At 70.0% G+C, this 18,298-nt stretch carries 18 protein-coding genes; 10 read left to right on the top strand and 8 right to left on the bottom strand.

Annotated elements, in window-relative coordinates; genetic code table 11:
* Positions 1–16 precede the first annotated feature (16 nt).
* The 6 genes from tal to AB0M11_RS05965 all read right to left on the bottom strand — a co-directional run bounded on the left by tal (position 17) and on the right by AB0M11_RS05965 (position 6,077).
* Positions 17–1,153 carry a transaldolase gene (tal, locus tag AB0M11_RS05990; protein WP_365701849.1) on the bottom strand — a complete coding sequence of 379 codons (1,137 nt, stop codon included), beginning with the start codon at positions 1,151–1,153 and terminating at the stop codon, positions 17–19.
* Positions 1,154–1,544: 391 nt separating this feature from the next.
* Positions 1,545–1,997, bottom strand: a complete 453-nt coding sequence (locus AB0M11_RS05985; RefSeq protein ID WP_365701847.1) for a MarR family transcriptional regulator — start codon at positions 1,995–1,997, stop codon at positions 1,545–1,547.
* A 146-nt stretch (positions 1,998–2,143) separates the two neighbouring features.
* A complete protein-coding gene (locus AB0M11_RS05980; RefSeq protein ID WP_365701845.1) occupies positions 2,144–2,776 on the bottom strand; it encodes a TetR/AcrR family transcriptional regulator in 633 nt (210 codons plus the stop codon).
* Positions 2,773–4,359 carry an MFS transporter gene (locus AB0M11_RS05975; protein WP_365701843.1) on the bottom strand — a complete coding sequence of 529 codons (1,587 nt, stop codon included), beginning with the start codon at positions 4,357–4,359 and terminating at the stop codon, positions 2,773–2,775. Before AB0M11_RS05975 ends, AB0M11_RS05980 begins: the two co-directional genes overlap by 4 nt.
* Positions 4,360–4,547: 188 nt before the next feature.
* The gene (locus AB0M11_RS05970) at positions 4,548–4,760 is read right to left on the bottom strand and encodes a ferredoxin (RefSeq protein WP_365701841.1); all 213 of its coding nucleotides are present in this window, start codon (positions 4,758–4,760) and stop codon (positions 4,548–4,550) included.
* Between the two features lie 90 nt (positions 4,761–4,850).
* The gene (locus AB0M11_RS05965) at positions 4,851–6,077 is read right to left on the bottom strand and encodes a cytochrome P450 (RefSeq protein ID WP_365701839.1); all 1,227 of its coding nucleotides are present in this window, start codon (positions 6,075–6,077) and stop codon (positions 4,851–4,853) included.
* 269 nt (positions 6,078–6,346) lie between these two features.
* On the opposite strand from AB0M11_RS05965, the gene AB0M11_RS05960 reads away from it, so the two are divergent.
* The 7 genes from AB0M11_RS05960 to AB0M11_RS05930 all read left to right on the top strand — a co-directional run bounded on the left by AB0M11_RS05960 (position 6,347) and on the right by AB0M11_RS05930 (position 12,610).
* Entirely contained in the window at positions 6,347–7,279 is a 933-nt protein-coding gene (locus tag AB0M11_RS05960) for a TIGR03619 family F420-dependent LLM class oxidoreductase (protein WP_365701836.1), read from the top strand.
* 184 nt (positions 7,280–7,463) lie between these two features.
* Positions 7,464–7,679 (top strand): helix-turn-helix domain-containing protein, encoded by a 216-nt coding sequence (locus AB0M11_RS05955; RefSeq protein WP_365701834.1) that lies wholly within the window; start codon positions 7,464–7,466, stop codon positions 7,677–7,679.
* 510 nt (positions 7,680–8,189) lie between these two features.
* Positions 8,190–8,621, top strand: a complete 432-nt coding sequence (locus AB0M11_RS05950; protein ID WP_365702028.1) for a GntR family transcriptional regulator — start codon at positions 8,190–8,192, stop codon at positions 8,619–8,621.
* Positions 8,618–9,532 carry an ABC transporter ATP-binding protein gene (locus AB0M11_RS05945; protein WP_365701832.1) on the top strand — a complete coding sequence of 305 codons (915 nt, stop codon included), beginning with the start codon at positions 8,618–8,620 and terminating at the stop codon, positions 9,530–9,532. Before AB0M11_RS05950 ends, AB0M11_RS05945 begins: the two co-directional genes overlap by 4 nt.
* On the top strand, positions 9,529–10,485 hold the full coding sequence (locus AB0M11_RS05940) for a transporter (RefSeq protein WP_365701830.1): 957 nt from the start codon (positions 9,529–9,531) through the stop codon (positions 10,483–10,485). Before AB0M11_RS05945 ends, AB0M11_RS05940 begins: the two co-directional genes overlap by 4 nt.
* Positions 10,486–10,654: 169 nt before the next feature.
* On the top strand, positions 10,655–11,797 hold the full coding sequence (locus tag AB0M11_RS05935; RefSeq protein WP_365701828.1) for an acyltransferase: 1,143 nt from the start codon (positions 10,655–10,657) through the stop codon (positions 11,795–11,797).
* Between the two features lie 33 nt (positions 11,798–11,830).
* Positions 11,831–12,610, top strand: a complete 780-nt coding sequence (locus AB0M11_RS05930) for a polysaccharide deacetylase family protein (protein ID WP_365701826.1) — start codon at positions 11,831–11,833, stop codon at positions 12,608–12,610.
* Positions 12,611–13,089: 479 nt separating this feature from the next.
* On the opposite strand, the gene AB0M11_RS05925 is transcribed toward AB0M11_RS05930, so the two are convergent.
* On the bottom strand, positions 13,090–14,058 hold the full coding sequence (locus AB0M11_RS05925) for an alpha/beta hydrolase (RefSeq protein WP_365701824.1): 969 nt from the start codon (positions 14,056–14,058) through the stop codon (positions 13,090–13,092).
* A gap of 105 nt (positions 14,059–14,163) precedes the next feature.
* The gene (locus AB0M11_RS05920; protein WP_365701822.1) at positions 14,164–14,481 is read right to left on the bottom strand and encodes an antibiotic biosynthesis monooxygenase; all 318 of its coding nucleotides are present in this window, start codon (positions 14,479–14,481) and stop codon (positions 14,164–14,166) included.
* Positions 14,482–14,630: 149 nt separating this feature from the next.
* Between AB0M11_RS05920 and AB0M11_RS05915 the strand changes: the two genes are divergently transcribed.
* The 3 genes from AB0M11_RS05915 (at position 14,631) to AB0M11_RS05905 (ending at position 18,044) form a co-directional block, all read left to right on the top strand.
* Positions 14,631–15,536: an AraC family transcriptional regulator gene (locus AB0M11_RS05915; RefSeq protein WP_365701820.1), complete on the top strand. Its 906-nt coding sequence runs from the start codon at positions 14,631–14,633 to the stop codon at positions 15,534–15,536.
* Between the two features lie 156 nt (positions 15,537–15,692).
* Positions 15,693–16,451, top strand: coding sequence for an SDR family oxidoreductase (locus AB0M11_RS05910; RefSeq protein ID WP_365701818.1), 759 nt, complete (start codon positions 15,693–15,695; stop codon positions 16,449–16,451).
* A 138-nt stretch (positions 16,452–16,589) separates the two neighbouring features.
* Positions 16,590–18,044: a WGR domain-containing protein gene (locus AB0M11_RS05905; protein ID WP_365701816.1), complete on the top strand. Its 1,455-nt coding sequence runs from the start codon at positions 16,590–16,592 to the stop codon at positions 18,042–18,044.
* Positions 18,045–18,298: the final 254 nt, after the last annotated feature.

The following is an 18,298-nucleotide window of genomic DNA, read 5'->3' as shown; positions in this document are numbered from 1 at the left end:
CAGTGTGGTGTGTCCGTCACCGGTTCGCGCGCAGCTTCTCCAGCTCCGCCCCGGTCCAGTCCAGCAGGTCCTTCCACGCGGCCCGGGCCTCCTCCAGGATCTCCTCCTCCAGCGTCTGGACGATCAGCCGGTGGCCGATGATCCGCAGACCCGAGAGGATCTCCAGCGCCTTCGCGTAGTTCGGGCGCACGGCGTCGGAGCCGTCACTGCCGCCGTGGTCGGCGACCGCGTCGAGCGTGGCCTGCGACATCGCGGTGATGACGTCGGACGCCACCAGGCCGTCCACGTACGCGGTGTCCGCGAGCTCGGGGTTCGTCACCGTGGTCGAGGCCCACAGCAGCCGGGTCGGCCGGGCGCCGGCGGCTGCCAGGCCGGCCCACTCCTCGGCGGCCTCCTGTCCCGACTCGGCACGGCCGTACAGCTTGTCGTAGTCCTGCAGCGCGAGTTGGGCGTTGGCCAGCGCGCCCTTGCCGACCAGGGCGAGCGCCTCGGGCGTGCCGAGCGCCCTGAGGCGCTCGTCGGCGAGCAGGTCCACGCGGCCGAGGAAGAACGACGCCACGGAGTTGATCTTCCGGAGGTCGTGGCCGTTGGTCTTCGCCTCCTCAAGTCCGGCCAGGATCGCGTCGATCATCAGGCGCCAGCGCCGGTGCGAGACGAGGTGGGTGGCGTCCACGCTGATGCCGGCCCCGACCACCGAGGAGATCGCGTAGTAGCCCGCCTCGTTGGAGGGAATCCTGAGCACGATGTTCGGACGGTCGATCAGCCGCACCAGTTCCTTGGCCTCGGCGACCGTCGGATCGCTGCGGTTCGCGAGCCGGGGGCTGATCTGGAGTGACACCCAGCCGTCGGCCCCGTCGGTCGCGTCGTGCAACGGACGGAGCACGTCGGCCGCGGCCCGCACGTCCTCGACGAGGATCGCGCGGAGGGCCTCCTCGGCCGTCACACCCTGCTCCGCGAGGGAGCGGAGCTGCTCGTCGTAGGTGGCATTGCCGACGATCGCCTGCCGCCAGGTCGCCGGGTCGGTGGCGACTCCGACCACGTACCGGTCACGCACTAACTCGGCGAGCCGGCCGCTGCGGACCAGGTCGCGGTCGAGGCCGTCCAGCCAGACGGCCACACCTGCGTCATGAATCTTCCGCAGGTTTTCGCTCATCGTTCTCTCCTCATGAGGTGATCGGTCTTTCTGATGCGACAGCGCGCGTTCGACATGCCTGCCGACGGGGGTACACCGCGATTTTCGGGCCCGATTTTTCCGGGCGTCAGGGATGAGAAAAGAACTCACCCGACGGACTTTTCTCTCGGGATTCAGCGGGCAACTACTCGCCGGTCTCGGCGAATTGTCTTTCCCGGTCGCCCCGAGCCGTGCACCTTGAATTCCAATCCGCGGTCACGGAAACACTGGCACGCCGCCCCACAGTCGTCAAGGACCTGCAGGACGACAGTCAGTGAATTCTGAAACGGTGCTTGTCGACCATCAATCGATTGTTACAGGGCCAGCAGGAATCCCCCGGCATCACCCGGCGGAGGCCCTGGAGACATCCGGTTCAGGACGCGCGGGATTCCCGGTTCTCGCGCTCCAGACCATCCGCCAGTTCTTCGAGCAACCTACGGAGCTGTTCGGCCTCGTCCACTCCGAGGACTCTGGCGATCGTCCGTTCGAGCTCGATCATCGCGGCGTCCGCCTCCGCCAGGAGCTCCTCCCCCTTGTCGGTGATCCAGATCTCGACCACGTTCAGGTGGCGGGCGTTGGGCCTGCGCTCGATCAGCCCGCGCTGCTCCAGCCGATTCGCGAGGCTCGCCACGTTCTGCGGGGTGACGTGCAGCTCCCGCGCCAACTCTGCACCCGTGGCGCCGAGATGCGCGGAGGCAGCGGCGAGCAGCGAATAGTGGGCGGCGTGCATCTCAAGGTGGCGGAGCTGCTGCTCCTTGGCAACGTCCAGCGCGCGCCCGGCACGGCGCGCCGACCAGATGATTCGGTTGAAACCTTGATCGTTCATGGCTCACTCCCGTGCTGGGCGCGACCCTGTAAGCGCTTGGCGTGCCTCAGGTGATTACTGACGGTCAGGGCGGAACGATATCAGCGGGCCCACCGCCGTGCCGGTGGGGGGCGTCACCCTACGTGCATGCTCCTCTCGTCGCAGTTTCAACCACACCGCCGCGTACGGTCGTGCGACCCCACTCCGTCGAGGAAGGTGTCGACGACCCGCTCCGCCAAACCCTCCACCTGCAGCACCTCCGGGCGCAGGGTGGCACGGTAGAGCACGGGGCCGGCCAACATGTCGACCAACAGGTCCAGATCCGCCCCGACGTCGGCCCGGATCTCCCCGCTGTCGATGCCCCTGCGCAGGATGCGCACGAACGCCGCCCGGCGAGGTGCCACGAACGTGTCACGGTAGTGCTGCCAGAGTTCCGGGCTGCTCTGCACCTGCGCCAGGACGTTCCGCATCAGCGCGGACTCGCCCTTGGTCAGATTCCGTTTCCTGGTCGCCTCGACGGCCGCGACGAGATCCTCCCGCAGGGATTGTCCGCCCGGTTCCGGAAGCGGCACCTCGACGGCCTCCAGCACGTCGATCAGCAGAGCCTCCTTCCCCGGCCAGCGGCGGTAGACCGTGGTCTTGCCGACGCCCGCCTCCCGGGCGATCCCCTCCATCGAGAGCTCACCGAAACTGACGCCCTGCGTGAGCAGCCGCAGCACGGTCTCGATGACCGCACGGTCGACGTCCGCGTTGCGCGGGCGGCCGCGCTGAGCGGTCGTCGAGCCGAGCGACTCCGTCACTGCTCGGCACTCACCTTCGGCGGCTCCGGGGCGGCCTCCGACTCCGCGGCCGGACGCGGCTTGCCGGGCAGGGTCAGCATGGCGACGACGGCGCCGAGCACCGCGACGGCCGCGGCGGCGACCGACGTGACGTGCATGGCGTGGACGAACGCGTCGTCCGCGGACCGGATCAGCGCCCCAGCCCTGGCACCCGTCCCGGCCACGGCATGGGTGGCCTCGATCGAGTGCACGGCCACGTGCCGCTGAGCCGGCGTCAGGACGTCGAGGGCTCCCTGGACGCGGTGTTTGTAGAGGGCGGCCAGCAGCGACCCCAGGACCGCGGTGCCCAGCGCCCCGCCGCCCTGACGGAAGACGTTGGTGATCGCCGATCCGGTGCCGGCCTTCTCACGAGGCAGCGACGACATGATCACCACGGTGGCGGGCGGGGTGATGTGGGCGAACGCCACACCGAGCATCGCGAACAGCACTTCGAGCACCCAGATCGGGCTGGTCCGGCCGAGCAGCAGGAATCCGACGAACGTCACGGCGTCGAGCAGAAGCGCGAAGACGCAGGTGGCACGGACCCCGAACTTCGTGACGACATGGCGCGCCCTGGGGGCGAAGAAGATCTGGGCGGCCGCCAGCGGCACCATCAGCAGACCGGTTTCCAGCGCGGTGTAGCCGCGGACGGTCTGGATGTAGAAGATGACGTAGAAGGTGACGCCGAACAGTGCGAACGACATCAGGCAGATCGCCAGGATGGCGCCGGTGAACCGCATGTTCTTGAAATAGGTGACATCGAGCGAGGGGTGGTCGATGCGCCGTTCCCACCATACGAAGGCGGCGAGGATCGCGACACCGCCGAGGAACGGCGCCCACACCGAGGTCGGGGTGACGCTGCCCGCCTGACCGCCCTGGATGATGCCGTAGACGAGCAGGACCATGCCGGCGATGGAGAGGGCGACGCCCAGCGGGTCCAGACGGGCGCTCCGCGGGTCCTTGGACTCGGGCACCAGGATGAACATGGCGACCAGGGCCACGGCCACGACCGGCACGTTGATCAGGAAGACCGAGCCCCACCAGAAGTACTGGAGCAGGGCGCCGCCGATGATCGGCCCGAGGGCGACGGACAGGCCGACGACGCCGGTCCAGATGCCGATGGCCCTCGGCTGCTCCGAGCGCTCGAAGACCTGGGTGAGGAGGGCGAGGGTCGCGACCGGGATGAGTGCGCCGCCGACGCCCATCAGAGCCCGGTAGGCGATGAGTTGGCCCGGCGAGTCGGCGACGGTGCACAGCGCGGAGCTGAGGCCGAACAGGAACATGCCGGTCAGCAGGACCTTCTTGCGCCCGATGCGGTCACCGAGCAGACCGCCGGTGAAGAGCAGCCCGGCGACGACGAGTGCGTAGGCGTTGACCGCCCACTGGAGCTGGCTCTGGCTGGCTCCCAGGCCTTCCGGCTTGGGCTCGGCCAGCGTCTTCAACGCCACGTTGAGGATCGAGAAGTCCAGAACGGTGACGAGCACGCTCAGCAGCAGGACGGCCAGGATCAGCCAGCGGCGACGGTGGATCGCCTCGGGGATGGTGGGTGCTTGGTTTACGGCCATGGACCCATCGTAGGAGAATTTCGATACGATGTCGTAGCGTATCGATTAAAGAGAAGGCAAACCGCCGATGACTGGCGGGAGTTCGAACCATGCGGACACGAAGAAGCGTGTGCGGGATGTCCGGCTGCGATCGGACACCCCACACACGCGGTCAACCGGCCCCGACGGGCCCGCGGTCCACCGGACGTTCAGGCGGACGTCCGCTGCATCTGCTCGATGCTGATCACCCCGTTGGGGCAGATGTCGGCGGCCTCCCTGACCGACGACCGGAGGGCCTCGGGCGGGTCGCTGTCGATGACGACGACCAGGCCGTCCTCCTCGTTCTGGTCGAAGACTTCCGGGGCGGTCCGGACGCAGCTTCCGGCACCGCAGCATTTGGTGCGGTCAACGTGAACGCGCATGGTGCTCCCAAGGTCGGTCCGACCGCCCCAGCGGTCCGGTCGGCAGGTGGTGTTGCCGGGACAGGGGTCCCCCGCGCGGCCGAGCGCCCGTCACCAGGCGACGGGCAGGGCACCGATCCCGTAGACCGTGGTGCTCTGACGCAGCGGGATGTCTTCGAAGGGGCAGTCGAGTCGGAGCTTCGGCAGCCGCCGCAGCAGGGTTCCCAGGGCGATCTGCAGCTCCACCCGGGCCAGCGGCTGACCGAGGCACTGATGGGGACCGAAGCCGAAGGCGACATGCCGGCGCGCGTTGCGCCCGACATCCAGCGTGTCGCCGCCAGGGAAGGCGCGCTCGTCCCGGTTGGCCGTGTTGATCATGCAGAGCACCCCGTCACCGGCCTTGATCACCCGGCCGCCGATCTCGATGTCCGACGCGGCGACCCGGGGGATGCCGTTGTGAACGATCGTCAGGTACCGGAGCAGTTCCTCGACCCCGCCCGTGATCAACGACGGGTCCTCGCGCAGCCTGGCGAGTTGGTCGGGGTTGCGGAGCAGGGCGAGCGTGGAGAGCGCGATCATGTTCGCCGTGGTCTCGTGGCCCGCGATCACCAACAGCCGGGCCGTGCTGGCGATCTCGTCGTACTCCAGATCACCGCGGGCGACGAGGCGGCTGATGATGCTGTCGTCCGGCTTCTCCTTCTTGGCCCTGGCGATGTCCTCCATGTACCGCAGCAGGTCGTGCTGCGAGGCACGGACCTCCTCCGCGGTCGCCGTGATGCTGAAGAGCGTGGTACTGCGCTCCTCGAAGAAGGAGTGGTCCTCGTACGGGACGCCCAGCATCAGGCAGATCACGGTCGAGGGCAGCGGCAGCGCGAACTCGGCGACCAGGTCCGCCGAATCCCGGCCGTCGGTCATCCGGTCGAGCAGCTCGTCCGTGTGGCGCTGGATGTCCGGGCGCATCGCCTCGGCGCTCTTGACCATGAAGTCCGAGGTGAGCATCCGGCGCAGCCGTGCGTGCTCCGGGTTGTCCTGCCGGAACATGGTCGGCTTCATGCTGCGCACCAGCTCACGGACACCGGCCACGAGGAACGGGAACCCGGGGTTGAGCGCGTCGGCGCTGATCCGCGAGTCCTGGAGCAGCTCGCGCACGTACTGGTGTCCGGTGATCAACCAGGGCGAACTGCCGTCCCACAGCGTGACCCGCGTGATCTCCTCCGTGCGCTGCAGGTCGGCGAGGCCGGGTGGCGGATCGAAAGGGCACCCCGAGGCCTTGGGCAGGGGGAAGTCGATGGCGGCGGGCTGGTCCGCGTTGCCGGTGGTCGGTTCGGCGGTGGTCATTCGGCTGGTCCTTCCATGGAGCGGGACGCGGCACTGCCGTGACCGACGATGCTGGCAGCGCCGATTGATGACGGGCCGGTGGGGCGGCGACGGCTCACGCACCTCTGGGGGCCGGCAGGGCGTCCCCGCGTCCGACGCCGGTGCGGACCGGATCACCTGGTCACAGCCACCGACCGTATCTCAACCACTTTATAAGCTACAAGAGGTTCCCCGGAATTAAGCGGTTCCCTATGATGCCGATGACTGCACCCCGCGAGAAGGAGTCTCGTATGGCGATCAAGCTGGGCCTCGGTCTTCCGCAGCTCAGTCAGTACGACATCAGTCGCGATGTCGCCGCGGTCGCACGGTCCGCGGAGGAAATCGGCTATGAGGGCCTCTGGGTGTTCGAGGTCACCATGTATCCCACCCCCATGACCCAGGGCTATCACGGGGTCCCCGGACAGCCGTGGCCCGAGTGCTTCCGCAGCTGTGCCGACCCGCTGGTCACGCTGGCGCTCGCCGCCGCCGCCACGGAGCGGCCCAGGCTGGGGACCAGTGTGCTGGTGGCCGCCCTGCACGCCCCGTTCCAACTGGCCCGTTCGCTCGCGGCTCTGGACGTGGCCAGCCGCGGCCGGCTGGTCGCCGGTCTGGGCACGGGCTGGTCGACCGACCAGTGCGCCGCGGCCTCGATCGCGCCGTTCGAGAAGCGGGGCGCGGCACTGGACGAACTGCTGGACGTCTGCGCGGCCGTGTGGGGTCCGGATCCCGTCTCCCACCAGGGCGAGCTGTGCACCATCGCGCCGTCCGCGGTGAATCCCAAGCCGGCGCATCCCGTCCCGATCTTCATGCCGGCGCTCAGCGCCCGTTCCAAGCGGCGTCTGGTGGACCGCGCGGACGGCTGGATGCCGGTGGCCCATGGTCCGCGTGAACTCGCGGACGAGGCGAAGAAGATCGAGGACCTGGCCGTCGAACGCGGCCGGGAACGGCCGTTGGAGGTCTGCCTGCGGGCCATCGCGGCCTATACGCCGAAGCCGATCGAGAGCAAGGACCGCATGCCCTTCTACGGCAATGCGGCGCAGATGGCCGAGGACGCGGCGGCACACGCCGAGGCACACGGCATCGACGAACTCCTGCTCGACCTGCAGATCACCCCGCGGGACGCGCAGGAGCTGATCGACATCGCCGCCGAGGTCCACGAGGCGATTCGGGCCGTCGGCATCTGAACGGGGCAGGTCCTGCGCGGGCCGCCGGTCGGCCCGCGCAGACCGCACCGCCAGTCCGCCGCCGCGCCGTCAGCGGTCCGCTCTCAGAGCGGAATCCGCCCCTTCCTCTGCCCGCGGGAGGCCCGCCGATGATCACTCCGCCCCGCCGCCGGCTCCGGCGGCTGCCCGGCGTCGGCGCGGCGCCGTGCTGGAACGCGCCATCCTCGACGCCGCGCTGGAGCAACTCGGCACCGTCGGTTGGATCGGTCTCACGATGGTGGGAGTCGCCGCCCGTGCCCGGACCGGCAAGTCCGCGGTCTACCGCCGCTGGCCGTCCAAGGAGGAGCTCGTCGCGGACGCGCTCCGGGCGGGCCTGCCGCCCTTCACCGCCGCCGGTGACCTGGGCAGCGTCCGGGACTAACTGCCGGCCTTCTGCGGGTGGGCGCGCGAGGCACTGCTCTCCCCGTTCGGTCTTGCCCTGCGCTCCGTCCTGCACGCATGCGATCCCCTGCACGGGGGAGGCGTCCACGACGTGGTGTTGGACGTCGTCCTGAACCCGGCGATCGAGCTCCTCGGCGCCATCGTCGAACGGGGGGTCGCACGCGACGAGGTGCCCTCCGCTGCCGCGAACTCCTATGCACGGGGCGCCATTCCCGCCATGGTGATGTACCGCCTGAGGGTACGGGAGAGCACCTGGGACGCCCCGGAGATCGGGGAGATGATCGACCACCTGATGATGCCGCTGCTGCGCCCCGGCCAGGCCTGCATGGTCGCCAGGGCGCCTGCCAGGCCCGCCTCTGGCGGTGTGGACGCCTCCCGTGGCAGCCGGTTCCCGCTTCCCCACTCCCAGGTGTGTTTGACAGCACCGCCGGGCATCCACCATGCTTCCACTAATTCATTAACACAAGCGTGGTGGACCGAGGAAGGCGACGTGATCGACTACCGGATCGACCGCGGCAGCGGCGTGCCGGCCTACGTGCAACTCGTTCAGCAGACCGAGCGAGCGCTCCGGATGGGGTTCCTCAAGGTCGGGGACAAGCTGCCCACGGCCAAGGAGGTGGTGGCGGCGACCGCCATCAACCCCAACACCGTGCTGCGGGCCTACCGCGACCTGGAGCAGGCCGGTCTGGTCGAACTGCGCCGCGGCCTCGGAACCTTCGTGACGCGATCACTCGCCCGGCCGGGCGCGGCGGACGACTCGCCGCTGCGCCGCGAGATCGCCGACTGGGTGACACGCGCCCGCGCCGCCGGTCTGGGCCGGCCCGACGTCCTCGCCATGGTCGCCGCGGCGCTGGACGCCTACGACGGACACCACGACAGCCAGACCCCGGGCGACCGGGAACGGAACAAGGAGGACGCATGACCGGGCCTGACGCGCCGGCAGCGCTGCGCGCCACGGGACTCGGGTTCCGGTACCGGAGACGGGGCGGCTGGGCCCTGCGGGACTGCGAGTTCACCGTGCCCGGCGGCCGCATAGCCGCCCTCGTCGGCCGCAACGGCGCCGGCAAGAGCACCCTGCTGCACCTGGCGGGCGGTCTCCTGCGCGCCGGCTCCGGGGACCTGCGCGTGCTGGGCGCCGTGCCCGGCACCACAGAGGCCCGCGCCCGGGTCGCCCTGCTCACCCAGGACAAGCCGCTCTACCCCCGTTTCACCGTGGCGGACACCCTGCTGATGGGCCAGAAGCTGAACTCCTCCTGGGACCGGACGGCCGCCGAGCGGATCGTCCGCGAGGGCGGCATCCCGCTCCACGCCCGCGTCGGCGACCTGTCCCCCGGGCGGCGCACCCGCGTCGCGCTCGCCGTGGCCCTGGGCAAACGGCCCGAACTCCTGCTGCTCGACGAGCCGCTGGCCGACCTCGACCCGGTGGCGCGAGGCGAGATCATGGCGGAACTCATGGCCGAGGCCGCCGAGCGCGGCACGAGCATCGTGCTCTCCTCGCACGTCCTGCCCGAACTGGAGGAGACCTGCGACTGGGTGCTGGTGCTGCGCGACGGCCGCGCCGAGCTGAGCGAGGACGCCGAGACCCTGCGCGAGAGCCACACCGTACTGACCGGACCCGCCGACCGGGCCGACGCCCTGGTCGCACAGCACACCGTCGTCCGGCGCCGCACCACCGGACGGCAACTGACCGCCCTGGTACGGCAGCGCGGACCGCTGCGCGGCGACTGGCACGCCGCACGGCCCCGGCTGGAGGACATCCTGATCGGCTACCTCCAGGCCGAGGAGGAGCCGCGCCGGCGCGCCGCGGACGAGCGGACGGAGGCGGCGGCATGAAGGGCTCCCTCTGGCTCGCCTGGCGCCAGCAGCGCGTACCGGCCGGCATCGGTGCGGCCGCCCTGGTCCTCGCCGCGGCGATCGCCGCCCACTACCGCTCGGGCATGCTGGACGCCCTGCACAGCGGGCTGTTCGCCCACTGTGCCACCGGGCCGCTGTACTGCACGCGGTCCGACACCGGCCTGCCGCTCCTGCTGGACGTCGAACCCCTGAAGTACCTCGGGGCGCTGAACATCGTCCTGCCCGTGGTCATCGGCGTCTTCTGGGGCGCCCCGTTGCTGGGCCGCGACCGGGAACTGGGCACCCATCGCCTGGTGCTCGCCCAGGGCCTGAGCCGCGGTCAGTGGTTCACCTCCCGGTTCGCCATGGCCGCGGCGACCACGACCGCCCTCTCCGCCCTGCTGGCCGGGGTTTTCGCCTGGTGGTGGCGGCCGGCCGCCGACCGCAGCTACGGCCTGTTCTGGTACGACGGCACGGCGCTGAGCGGTTCGGGACCGCGCGTCGTCGCGGCCGCCCTGTTCGGCCTGGCGGCCGGCACCCTGCTGGGCCTGCTGGCCCGACGCGTCCTGGCGGCGATGGCCCTGACCCTGCTGGTGACGGGGGTGACGGCACTCCTGCTGGAGTGGACGCACCGGACCCGGCTCCTGGTGCCGCCGCACACCTACGTCAGCGCCGGCAGCGTCCCCAAGGAGCCCATGGGCGAGAAGTGGTCGACCGGCCACTACGGTCTGATCACGGCCTCCGGCCGCCACGACTCGGTCCTCAACTGCCCCTTCCCGTCCGGCGCCCAGCTCAGGTCGTGCATGACGGCACACGGCTACGTGGCCCGCTTCTACGAGGCCAACCCGGCCGGCGACTACTGGACCTTCCAGTGGGCCGACACCGCGGTCCTCGGCGGCCTGGCCGTCCTGCTCACGGTCGTCACCGTGCTGCTCCTGCGCCGCCGCGTCTGACGCGGCCGCCGTACGGCCCGCCTCGCCTCTCGCCACCCGCCTCTTCTCATTCCCCTTTTCTGCTCTGCACGGAGGTCGCTTCGCCATGCCCACCGACGCCACGTCGCCGAAGAAACCGCGCCCCCACCACGCCGTCCTCACCACCCGCTGACCCGGGCCCGGTTCCGACATGCCGTCCCCCGAACCCCAACCCCACCGCGGGCAGGTGCGCCTGACCGCCATAGACGGGCTGCGCCTGGTAGCCGCGCTGATGGTCGCCGCGTACCACTTCCTGGGCACGCCCACCCCGCACTTCTGGGGCCGAACCGAACTCCGGGACTCCGTCCCGGCACTGCACGCGATCAGCGGCTACGGCTGGCTGGGCGTCGAGTTCTTCTTCCTCATCAGCGGCTTCGTGATCTGCATGAGCTGCTGGGGGCGGACCCCGGCGCAGTTCACCGTCTCCCGGATCTCCCGGCTCTTCCCGGCCTACTGGTGCGCGGTGCTGCTGGTCGTCCTGCTCGTCCTGGTCTCGCGACTGGCCCGATGGCCCGCCGCCACGCACGTCGACCCTCGTACGGTCCTGGGAAACCTGACCATGGCCCCGGCACCGCTGGGACTCGATCCGGTCGACGGAGTCAGCTGGACCCTCTGGGTGGAGGCGCGCTTCTACCTGCTGATGGCGGCCCTCCTCGTCGTCGGTCTGTCCTACCGGCGGGTGGTGGCCTTCTGCGGGGCCTGGCTCCTGGCCGGGGTCATCGCCCTCGAACTCCACTCATCCCTGCTCGACGAGTTCGTGCTGACCCGGTACACCGGTCTGTTCGTCGCCGGCATGGTGCTCCACCTCATGCACCGGTTCGGACAGAGCCTGCTGCTCTGGCTGCTGCTCGGTTTCGCCTGGTGCTATCAACTCACCGTGCTCGAGGCCCGGGTGGCCGACCACGCCGTCGTGCCGCCCGGCGAGAGCCGGCCCTCCTGGGCCGTCTGCGCGATCGTGCTCACGGTGTGCCTCGGGCTGCTGGCCCTCGCCGGCGTCGGCCCGCTCACCGGACTTCGCTGGCGCTGGCCGGTCACCGCCGGGGCGCTCACCTACCCCTTCTACCTCGTCCACCAGAGCCTCGGGGTCCCCTTCGCCAAGGGCCTGATCCGTGTCTTCCCTGGGCTGGGGCCGCTGCCCGCGACGGCGTTGTCCGTCAGCTGCATGCTGGGGCTGTCCCTCCTGGTCCACACCCTGGTGGAACGGCGGCTCGGACGCCGGCTGAGGCAACGCCTGACGCTCGACCTGCGGCCGCGGGAACTCGCGCCGCCGGCCCCACTGACCCGCACGCGGTGACTCCTCCGCAACCCAGCGAAGACAAGGACTCGCATGCTCTTCACCGGACGTTCCAGACGCTCCCGCATACTCATCGCCCTCGCTGCTGCGGCAGCCGCCGTCCTGGCCGTCGCCGTCACCGTGGCCCTGACGGTGACGACCTACGACCACACGACACCGCGGGCCGCCCGTGACAAGGCATCAGGATCGGTGACCGGGCCGGTCGACTGCCGCAGGGCGAAGTGCGTGGCCCTGAGCTTCGACGGCGGCCCCAGCCCGACCACGCCCCGACTGCTGGACATCCTCAGGCAGGACGGCCTGCACGCCACCTTCTTCGTCCAGGGCCGGGGTCACATCTCGAAGTACCCCGCCATCCTGCGCCGCATCGCGGCCGAGGGGCAGGAGATCGGCAACCACACCTGGACCCACCCCAGGCTGACGGACCTCGACGAGGCGGGCGCCCGCAGGGAACTGGCCCGGACCCAGGACGCCATCGAGCGGATCACCGGCGAACGACCCGTCCTGATGCGGCCGCCTGAGGGCCGCACCAACCGCAAAGTGGCCAAGGTCTGCCGTGAGTTGGGTCTGGCGCAGGTGCTGTGGAGCGTCACCGCCAAGGACTACGAGACGACCGACTCGGCCCTGATCACCCAGCGGGTGCTCGACCAGACCCACCGCGACGGCATCATTCTCCTGCACGACCTCCACAAGGGCACCGTGCCCGCCGTCCCCGGGATCATCAAGGCGCTGGAGCGGCGCGGCTACACGATCGTCACGGTGTCGCAGCTGCTCGCCCCCGCCAAGCCCCGGCCCGGCATGGTCTACCGGCCCTGAGGCACCTCGACGGCGGCCCCACCCCCTGTCGCTCTCCCCGCGGGCATCCGGACCCTCGACGTGAACTGAAGTCGGTTCAGACCACTGCCCGGCTCGGCACCGGGCACGCGCGGCGCGGCCATCGGGCGGTCCGGCGTCCCCGGGTGCCGTAGTGGCTGGTTCGCGTGATTCCCCGGGCCCTCGTGGCCGTCCCGGCGGGCGGACAGAACGACGGGAGGACAGCCCGGCAGGGCGTCCGTCAGTGGCAGGGCCACGACCGCCAGGACCTGAGTACTTCTCTGAACTAAGGCCTCTCTTTGGTCAGCTTCGGCGAGGGCGGGGCCAGCCTGGCCACGCTGATGGCGAAGTCCCGGTACAAGAAGCCGGAGAACGTACGGCGAGGCGGTCGCCGTGGTCACCAGCCTGCTCGCGCCTGAAAACAACAGACGCTGGGGTCTTGTCCAAGGCTGAAGCGTACGACCGAAACTCGTCGACTTCACCTATGCGGCGGGGTTCCTGGGCAGGAGGCGGGCGAGCCAGTCAGTGCGGGTTCGGCGGGCTGCGGCCGAGATGTGTGCCTGCGGGTACAGGGCATCGAATCCGTGGAAGCCGCCTGCCCAGACGTGGAGTTCGGCCTGGCCGCCGGCCGCCCAGATGCGGATGGCGTAGTCGGTGTCCTCGTCGCGGAAGACTTCGGCGGAGCCGGTGTCGATGTAGGTGGTCGGCAGGCCCGCGAGGTCGTCGGCCAGAGCGGGTGAGACGTATGCGGGTACCTCGTCGTCGGGGAGGTCGCCGAGGAGGCAGCGCCATCCGAATCCGTTCATCTCACGGGTCCAGACGCCGGGCCCGTTCGAGTACTGGAAGCTGGAGATGGTGGTGTTGCGGTGGTCGAGCATGGGGCCGATCAGGACTTGGGCGGCGATCGTCGGGGTGCCGAGGTCGCGGGCCAGCAGGGTGACGCCGGCGGCGAGGCCGCCGCCCGCGCTGGCGCCTGCGACGATGATCCGGGCGGGGTCGATGCCCAGTTCGGCGGCGTGGTCGGCGATCCAGAGCAGTCCCTGGTAGCAGTCGTCGACCGGGATGATGCCGGTGGACTCGGGCGCGAGCCGGTAGTCGACGGAGACCACGACGGCGCCGAACTCGTCGAGCCACTCCAGCGGGATGTCAATCTGTGAGAAGCGGTCACCCATGACCATCCCGCCGCCGTGCATCCAGTAGACGCAGGGTGCGGCAGCGGTGCGATCGCTGTTCGCGGGGCTGAAGACGGACAAGGGGATCGGGGTGCCGTCCGGACTCGCAACGGTGACCTCGCGCCGGTCGATAGCGCGACCTTCGAGGAGGGGTTCGACGGGCATCGAGGAGAGGGGGCGTACCTGCGCCAGCACTTCCGGGCTGAGCTGGGACATCAGCGGCATGTCGGCCAGGAGTTCCTGCAGTTCGGGATCGAGGGAGGGGCGTGCTGTGGTCATGGTCGTTGCCTCTCGTGGGCGGTGGCGGGACGGTCGGGCGAGGACCGGGGCCACCTCGGTGGGAACCGAGGCGGCAGAGGCCGGGGGGGTGGGGTGTTCGACGGGTCAGAGGGCGAATTTGCCGCGGACCGGAACGTAGTCGGTGTACTCGGAGTCCTTGGCGAGCAGCGGCTCGATCTGCGCCACGATGGCCTGCGCGGTCTTGCCGGCGAAGACACGGTGGTGGTCCTCCTCGCTGGTCCAGCCTTCGGCGACGTGGACGACGTCGGGGTCGGACGCGGAGCGGGAGACGAGGTAGACGAGGCAGTATTCGCTCGCGCCGGGGCTGCCCTCGTTCAGTCCGGTCAGCAGCAGGTCGACGAGCTGGTCGCCCATACCGGGCCTGGCGGTCAGGGTGGCGCTGAAGCCGTACTCGGCAATCATGGATTCTCTCTCTTCCTCTTCGGTGATGGAGTGCGGTGATTCCATTCAAGGGCTTTGAGCTGTGGAAACGTTAGACCGATACTCGTTCCTACTTGCACGATCCTCGCGACTTTGGGAACCGTGACGCGGAATGGTGCTGCAATGGACACATGGACCTCGAAGAACTCCGCACCCTGCTGGCCCGCCATGCGCGGCCCGACTGGACCACCGCCGTCGACGGCGTCCTCATCTCGAAGGTCGACCGCCCTGATCCGCCGGCCCCTTCGATGTCCGGCACGCTCCTGGCGGTCATCGCCCAGGGCGCCAAACGCCTCGCCCTGGGTGAGAGGGTGTTCGAGTACGGGCCCGGGCAATACCTGGTCGCATCCGTCGATCTGCCTGTCACAGGACAGTTCACCCAGGCCGACCCCAAGCAACCGGCGCTGGGATTCGGTCTCGTCCTGGAACCGTCCGCCGTTGCCGAGTTGCTGCTTGAGGCCGGGCCCGGAGACGCCCCCCGGAGCAGCGGGGGCGCGCCGTCGGGGATCGCCGTCAGTGACGCTCCGGCCGCGCTGCTGGACGCGGTGGTCCGGCTGCTGCGCCTGCTCGACGAGCCCCGCGACCGGGCCGTACTAGCCCCGCTGGTCAAGCGCGAGATCCTGTGGCGTCTGATCACCGGCGAGCAGGGAGCGACGGTTCGCCAGCTCGGCCTGGCCGACAGCAGCCTCAGCCACATCTCGCGGGCCGTGCGCTGGATCCGCGAGCACTACGCGCAGCCCTTCCGGGTCGAGGACGTAGCGCGGCAGTCCGGCATGGGCGTCTCCGCCTTCTACCGCAACTTCCAAGCAGTGACCGCGATGAGCCCCATCCAGTTCCAGAAGCAGATCCGGCTCCAGGAGGCCCGGCTGCTGCTCGCCACCCACCCCGGAGACGTCACCGGAGTCGGCCACCGCGTCGGCTACGACAACCCGTCGCAGTTCAGCCGGGAGTACCGCCGCCAGTTCGGCGCACCCCCCAGCCAGGACGCCGCCCGCCTGCGTCAGGCCGTGCGTGCGCCAGCAGGCCTCCTGCCCTGAGCCGGGTGGGCTTCACTGGAGGATCGTGCAAGGAGCAGCGAGGATAGTTCTACTATCTCGGCAGGTCAGAGCGATTCAATGGGATCACCGGTTCTCCCGTGGAGCAGGAAAATGCCTGCCCACCCGTATGGATTCCACATCGCAAAGGGGCGCACCATGAAGACCGTTCTGATCACTGGCACCTCATCCGGGTACGGGCGGGAGACCGCCCTCTACTTCCACTCGCAGGGGTGGAACGTCATCGCCACGATGCGTACGCCGCGTCCAGGCCTCCTTCCTGAGTCGGACCGGCTCCGCGTCATCGAGCTCGACGTGACCAGGCCCGAGAGCATCACCGCCGCGTTCCAGGCAGCCGGGACCATCGACGTCCTGGTCAACAACGCGGGCGTCCCATCGATCGGCGTGTTCGAGGGCACCCCTATGGCTCGGGTACGGGAAGTCTTCGAAACCAACACGTTCGGCGTGATGGCGGTGACACAAGCGGTGCTGCCCCAGTTCCGCGAGCGCGGCTCCGGCGTGGTGGTCAACGTGACATCCAGCGTGGTGCTGGGCCACATGCCGCTCACAGCCGTCTACAAGGCGAGCAAGATGGCCGTCGAAGGGTTCACCGCATCCCTCGCGCTCGAACTCGCGCCCTTTGGCGTCCAGGCGAAGACGGTCGAGCCGGGCGCCTGCCTAACGACGAACTTCGCAGCCAACGCGGCCAAGGCGGCGGACGGGGCACCGCTGGACGAACTGATCCCGGCGCCCTACGCGTCATGGGCGAAGAAGGCCATGGGCGACTTCACGGCGCAGGACCTGTTCACCAAGGAGAGCGACGTCGCCGAGACAGTGTGGCGAGCCGTGCACGACACGACCGGCCAACTACGATTCCCCGCCGGCCCCGACGCGGTCTCGCTCTCCCAGGCGAAGTGATAAGCCAGCGACCACGGCAGGTCATGGGCTGGCACCCTTCGGCGGTGACAGCATCAATGTCAGTGGCTCCGGCTACGTTCTGCTCAGTGGATCCCCCGGACGGACGGCGGATCCGTATGGGGAGGGGTCTGGTCTGCCATGTCCACCGGTACTGCCACGGGGTCGACGACGTATCTGGAGCTGTCCCAGGAGGACGGAACCGCGCACAAGTTCTACGAGGTCTCCGTCGCCGGCCTGGTCGTGACCGTGCGGTACGGCCGGATCGGCGCCGCCGGGCAGACGCAGACGACGACGTTCGCGACGGTGGAGAAGGCCCAGGCCGCCGCCGCGAAGACGGTCGGCGAGAAGGTCCGCAAGGGGTACGCCCCGGCCGTGCAGGGAGCCCGCGCGCCCCGCTCCGTGACCCGGCGTCAGGTCGCGTCGGCCCCCTCCACCGCGCGCTCCGCCGCGCCTGTGCTGTGGCGCTTTCGCACCGGCTCCGCCGCGTTCGGCATCCATGTCGACGACGACCGCTGCTGGGTCGGCAACCAGTCGGGCGATGTGTACACCCTGGACCACGAGGGCGGCGTGCTGGCCCGCTTCAGCCTCCCGGACGGCGTGAAGTGCCTGGTCGCCGACGACTTCTGGATCTACGCGGGCTGTGACGACGGCAAGGTGTACGACCTGTCCTCGAAACTGCCGTTCGTGGCCTACGACATCGCGGCCGACGTCGACATCTTCTGGCTGGACATCCACGAGGGAGTGCTGGACGTCTCCGACCGCGACGGCCGGCTCACCGTCATCGACCACGAGGACGAGCACCAGTGGGCCCGCCGCAGTCCGGGCGAGCAGGCCTGGATGGTCCGCGCCGACGAACGGGCCGTGTACCACGGGCACACGAAGGGCGTCACCGCGTACGCCCCCGACGGCGGCCGGGAGTTGTGGCACACGCCGACCAGGGGCGGGGTGCTGTTCGGCTGGCAGGAGGGCGACGTGGTGTACGCGGGCACCGCCCACAAGGCGGTCCAGCGGCTGTCGAAGGCGACCGGCGCGATCGAGGCGACGTACACCTGTGACAGCGCCGTGTACTCGTGCGCGACCTCGCCGGGCGGGCGGTTCGTGTTCGCCGGTGACGCGGCGTCGTCCGTCTACTGCTTCGACCGGAACGGCACCCGGCTGTGGAAGCTGGGCACGGGCGGCGGTTCGGCGCTGTCGATGCAGTACCACGGCGAGCGGCTCTACCTGGTGACCACCGACGGCTCCCTGGTCTGCGTGGACGCGAGCGAGGCGGCCGTCGCGGCGGCCCAGCAGGGCTCGGTGCCGGTGCCCCGGGACGTCAAAGCGGCCGCGGCGATGCCGGCCTGTGCGCCGGCCATGACCGTGGCCGCGGTGACCACCGTCGCGCAGGCGCCCACCGGGGCGATCGTCGTGGAGTGCGTCCAGGAGGCGGGCCGGGTCCGGGTACACGTCGTCTCGGACGGCTACGACCGGTCGCTGAACGTGCAGTTCCCCCGTGCGATACGCGAGCCCGGGGCCCGCTACGTCGTGGACTCCCTGCACACCGCGGCCGGCGGTTTCTACCGGGTGCGCGGTGACATCCGGCGACTGCTCTGAGCCGGGGACGACACTCTGAGGGTCCAGCGTCTCGAAGCGGACGTTCACCGGGGGGCGTGGATCACTGCGCCGCGCGCACTTCTGCCGCAGCTCACGCCCCTGCCGTCGCAGCAACTGCCCGAGCCGAGCGCGGCCCAGGCCGCCGACAGGGGCGTCGACACCCTCCTGCGCGGGCTCGGGGCGCGCTGATCGCCGCGGGGGTTGTGGCACGCCCCCGCGTCTGATTGGGTACGGCCCGACACAACGGGGGGCGG

The organism is Streptomyces sp. NPDC051987 (assembly GCF_040680735.1).
Classification (GTDB): Bacteria; Actinomycetota; Actinomycetes; order Streptomycetales; family Streptomycetaceae; genus Streptomyces.
Note: the sequence above shows the minus strand (reverse complement) of the source record. Positions and strands in the feature narration are given on the sequence as shown.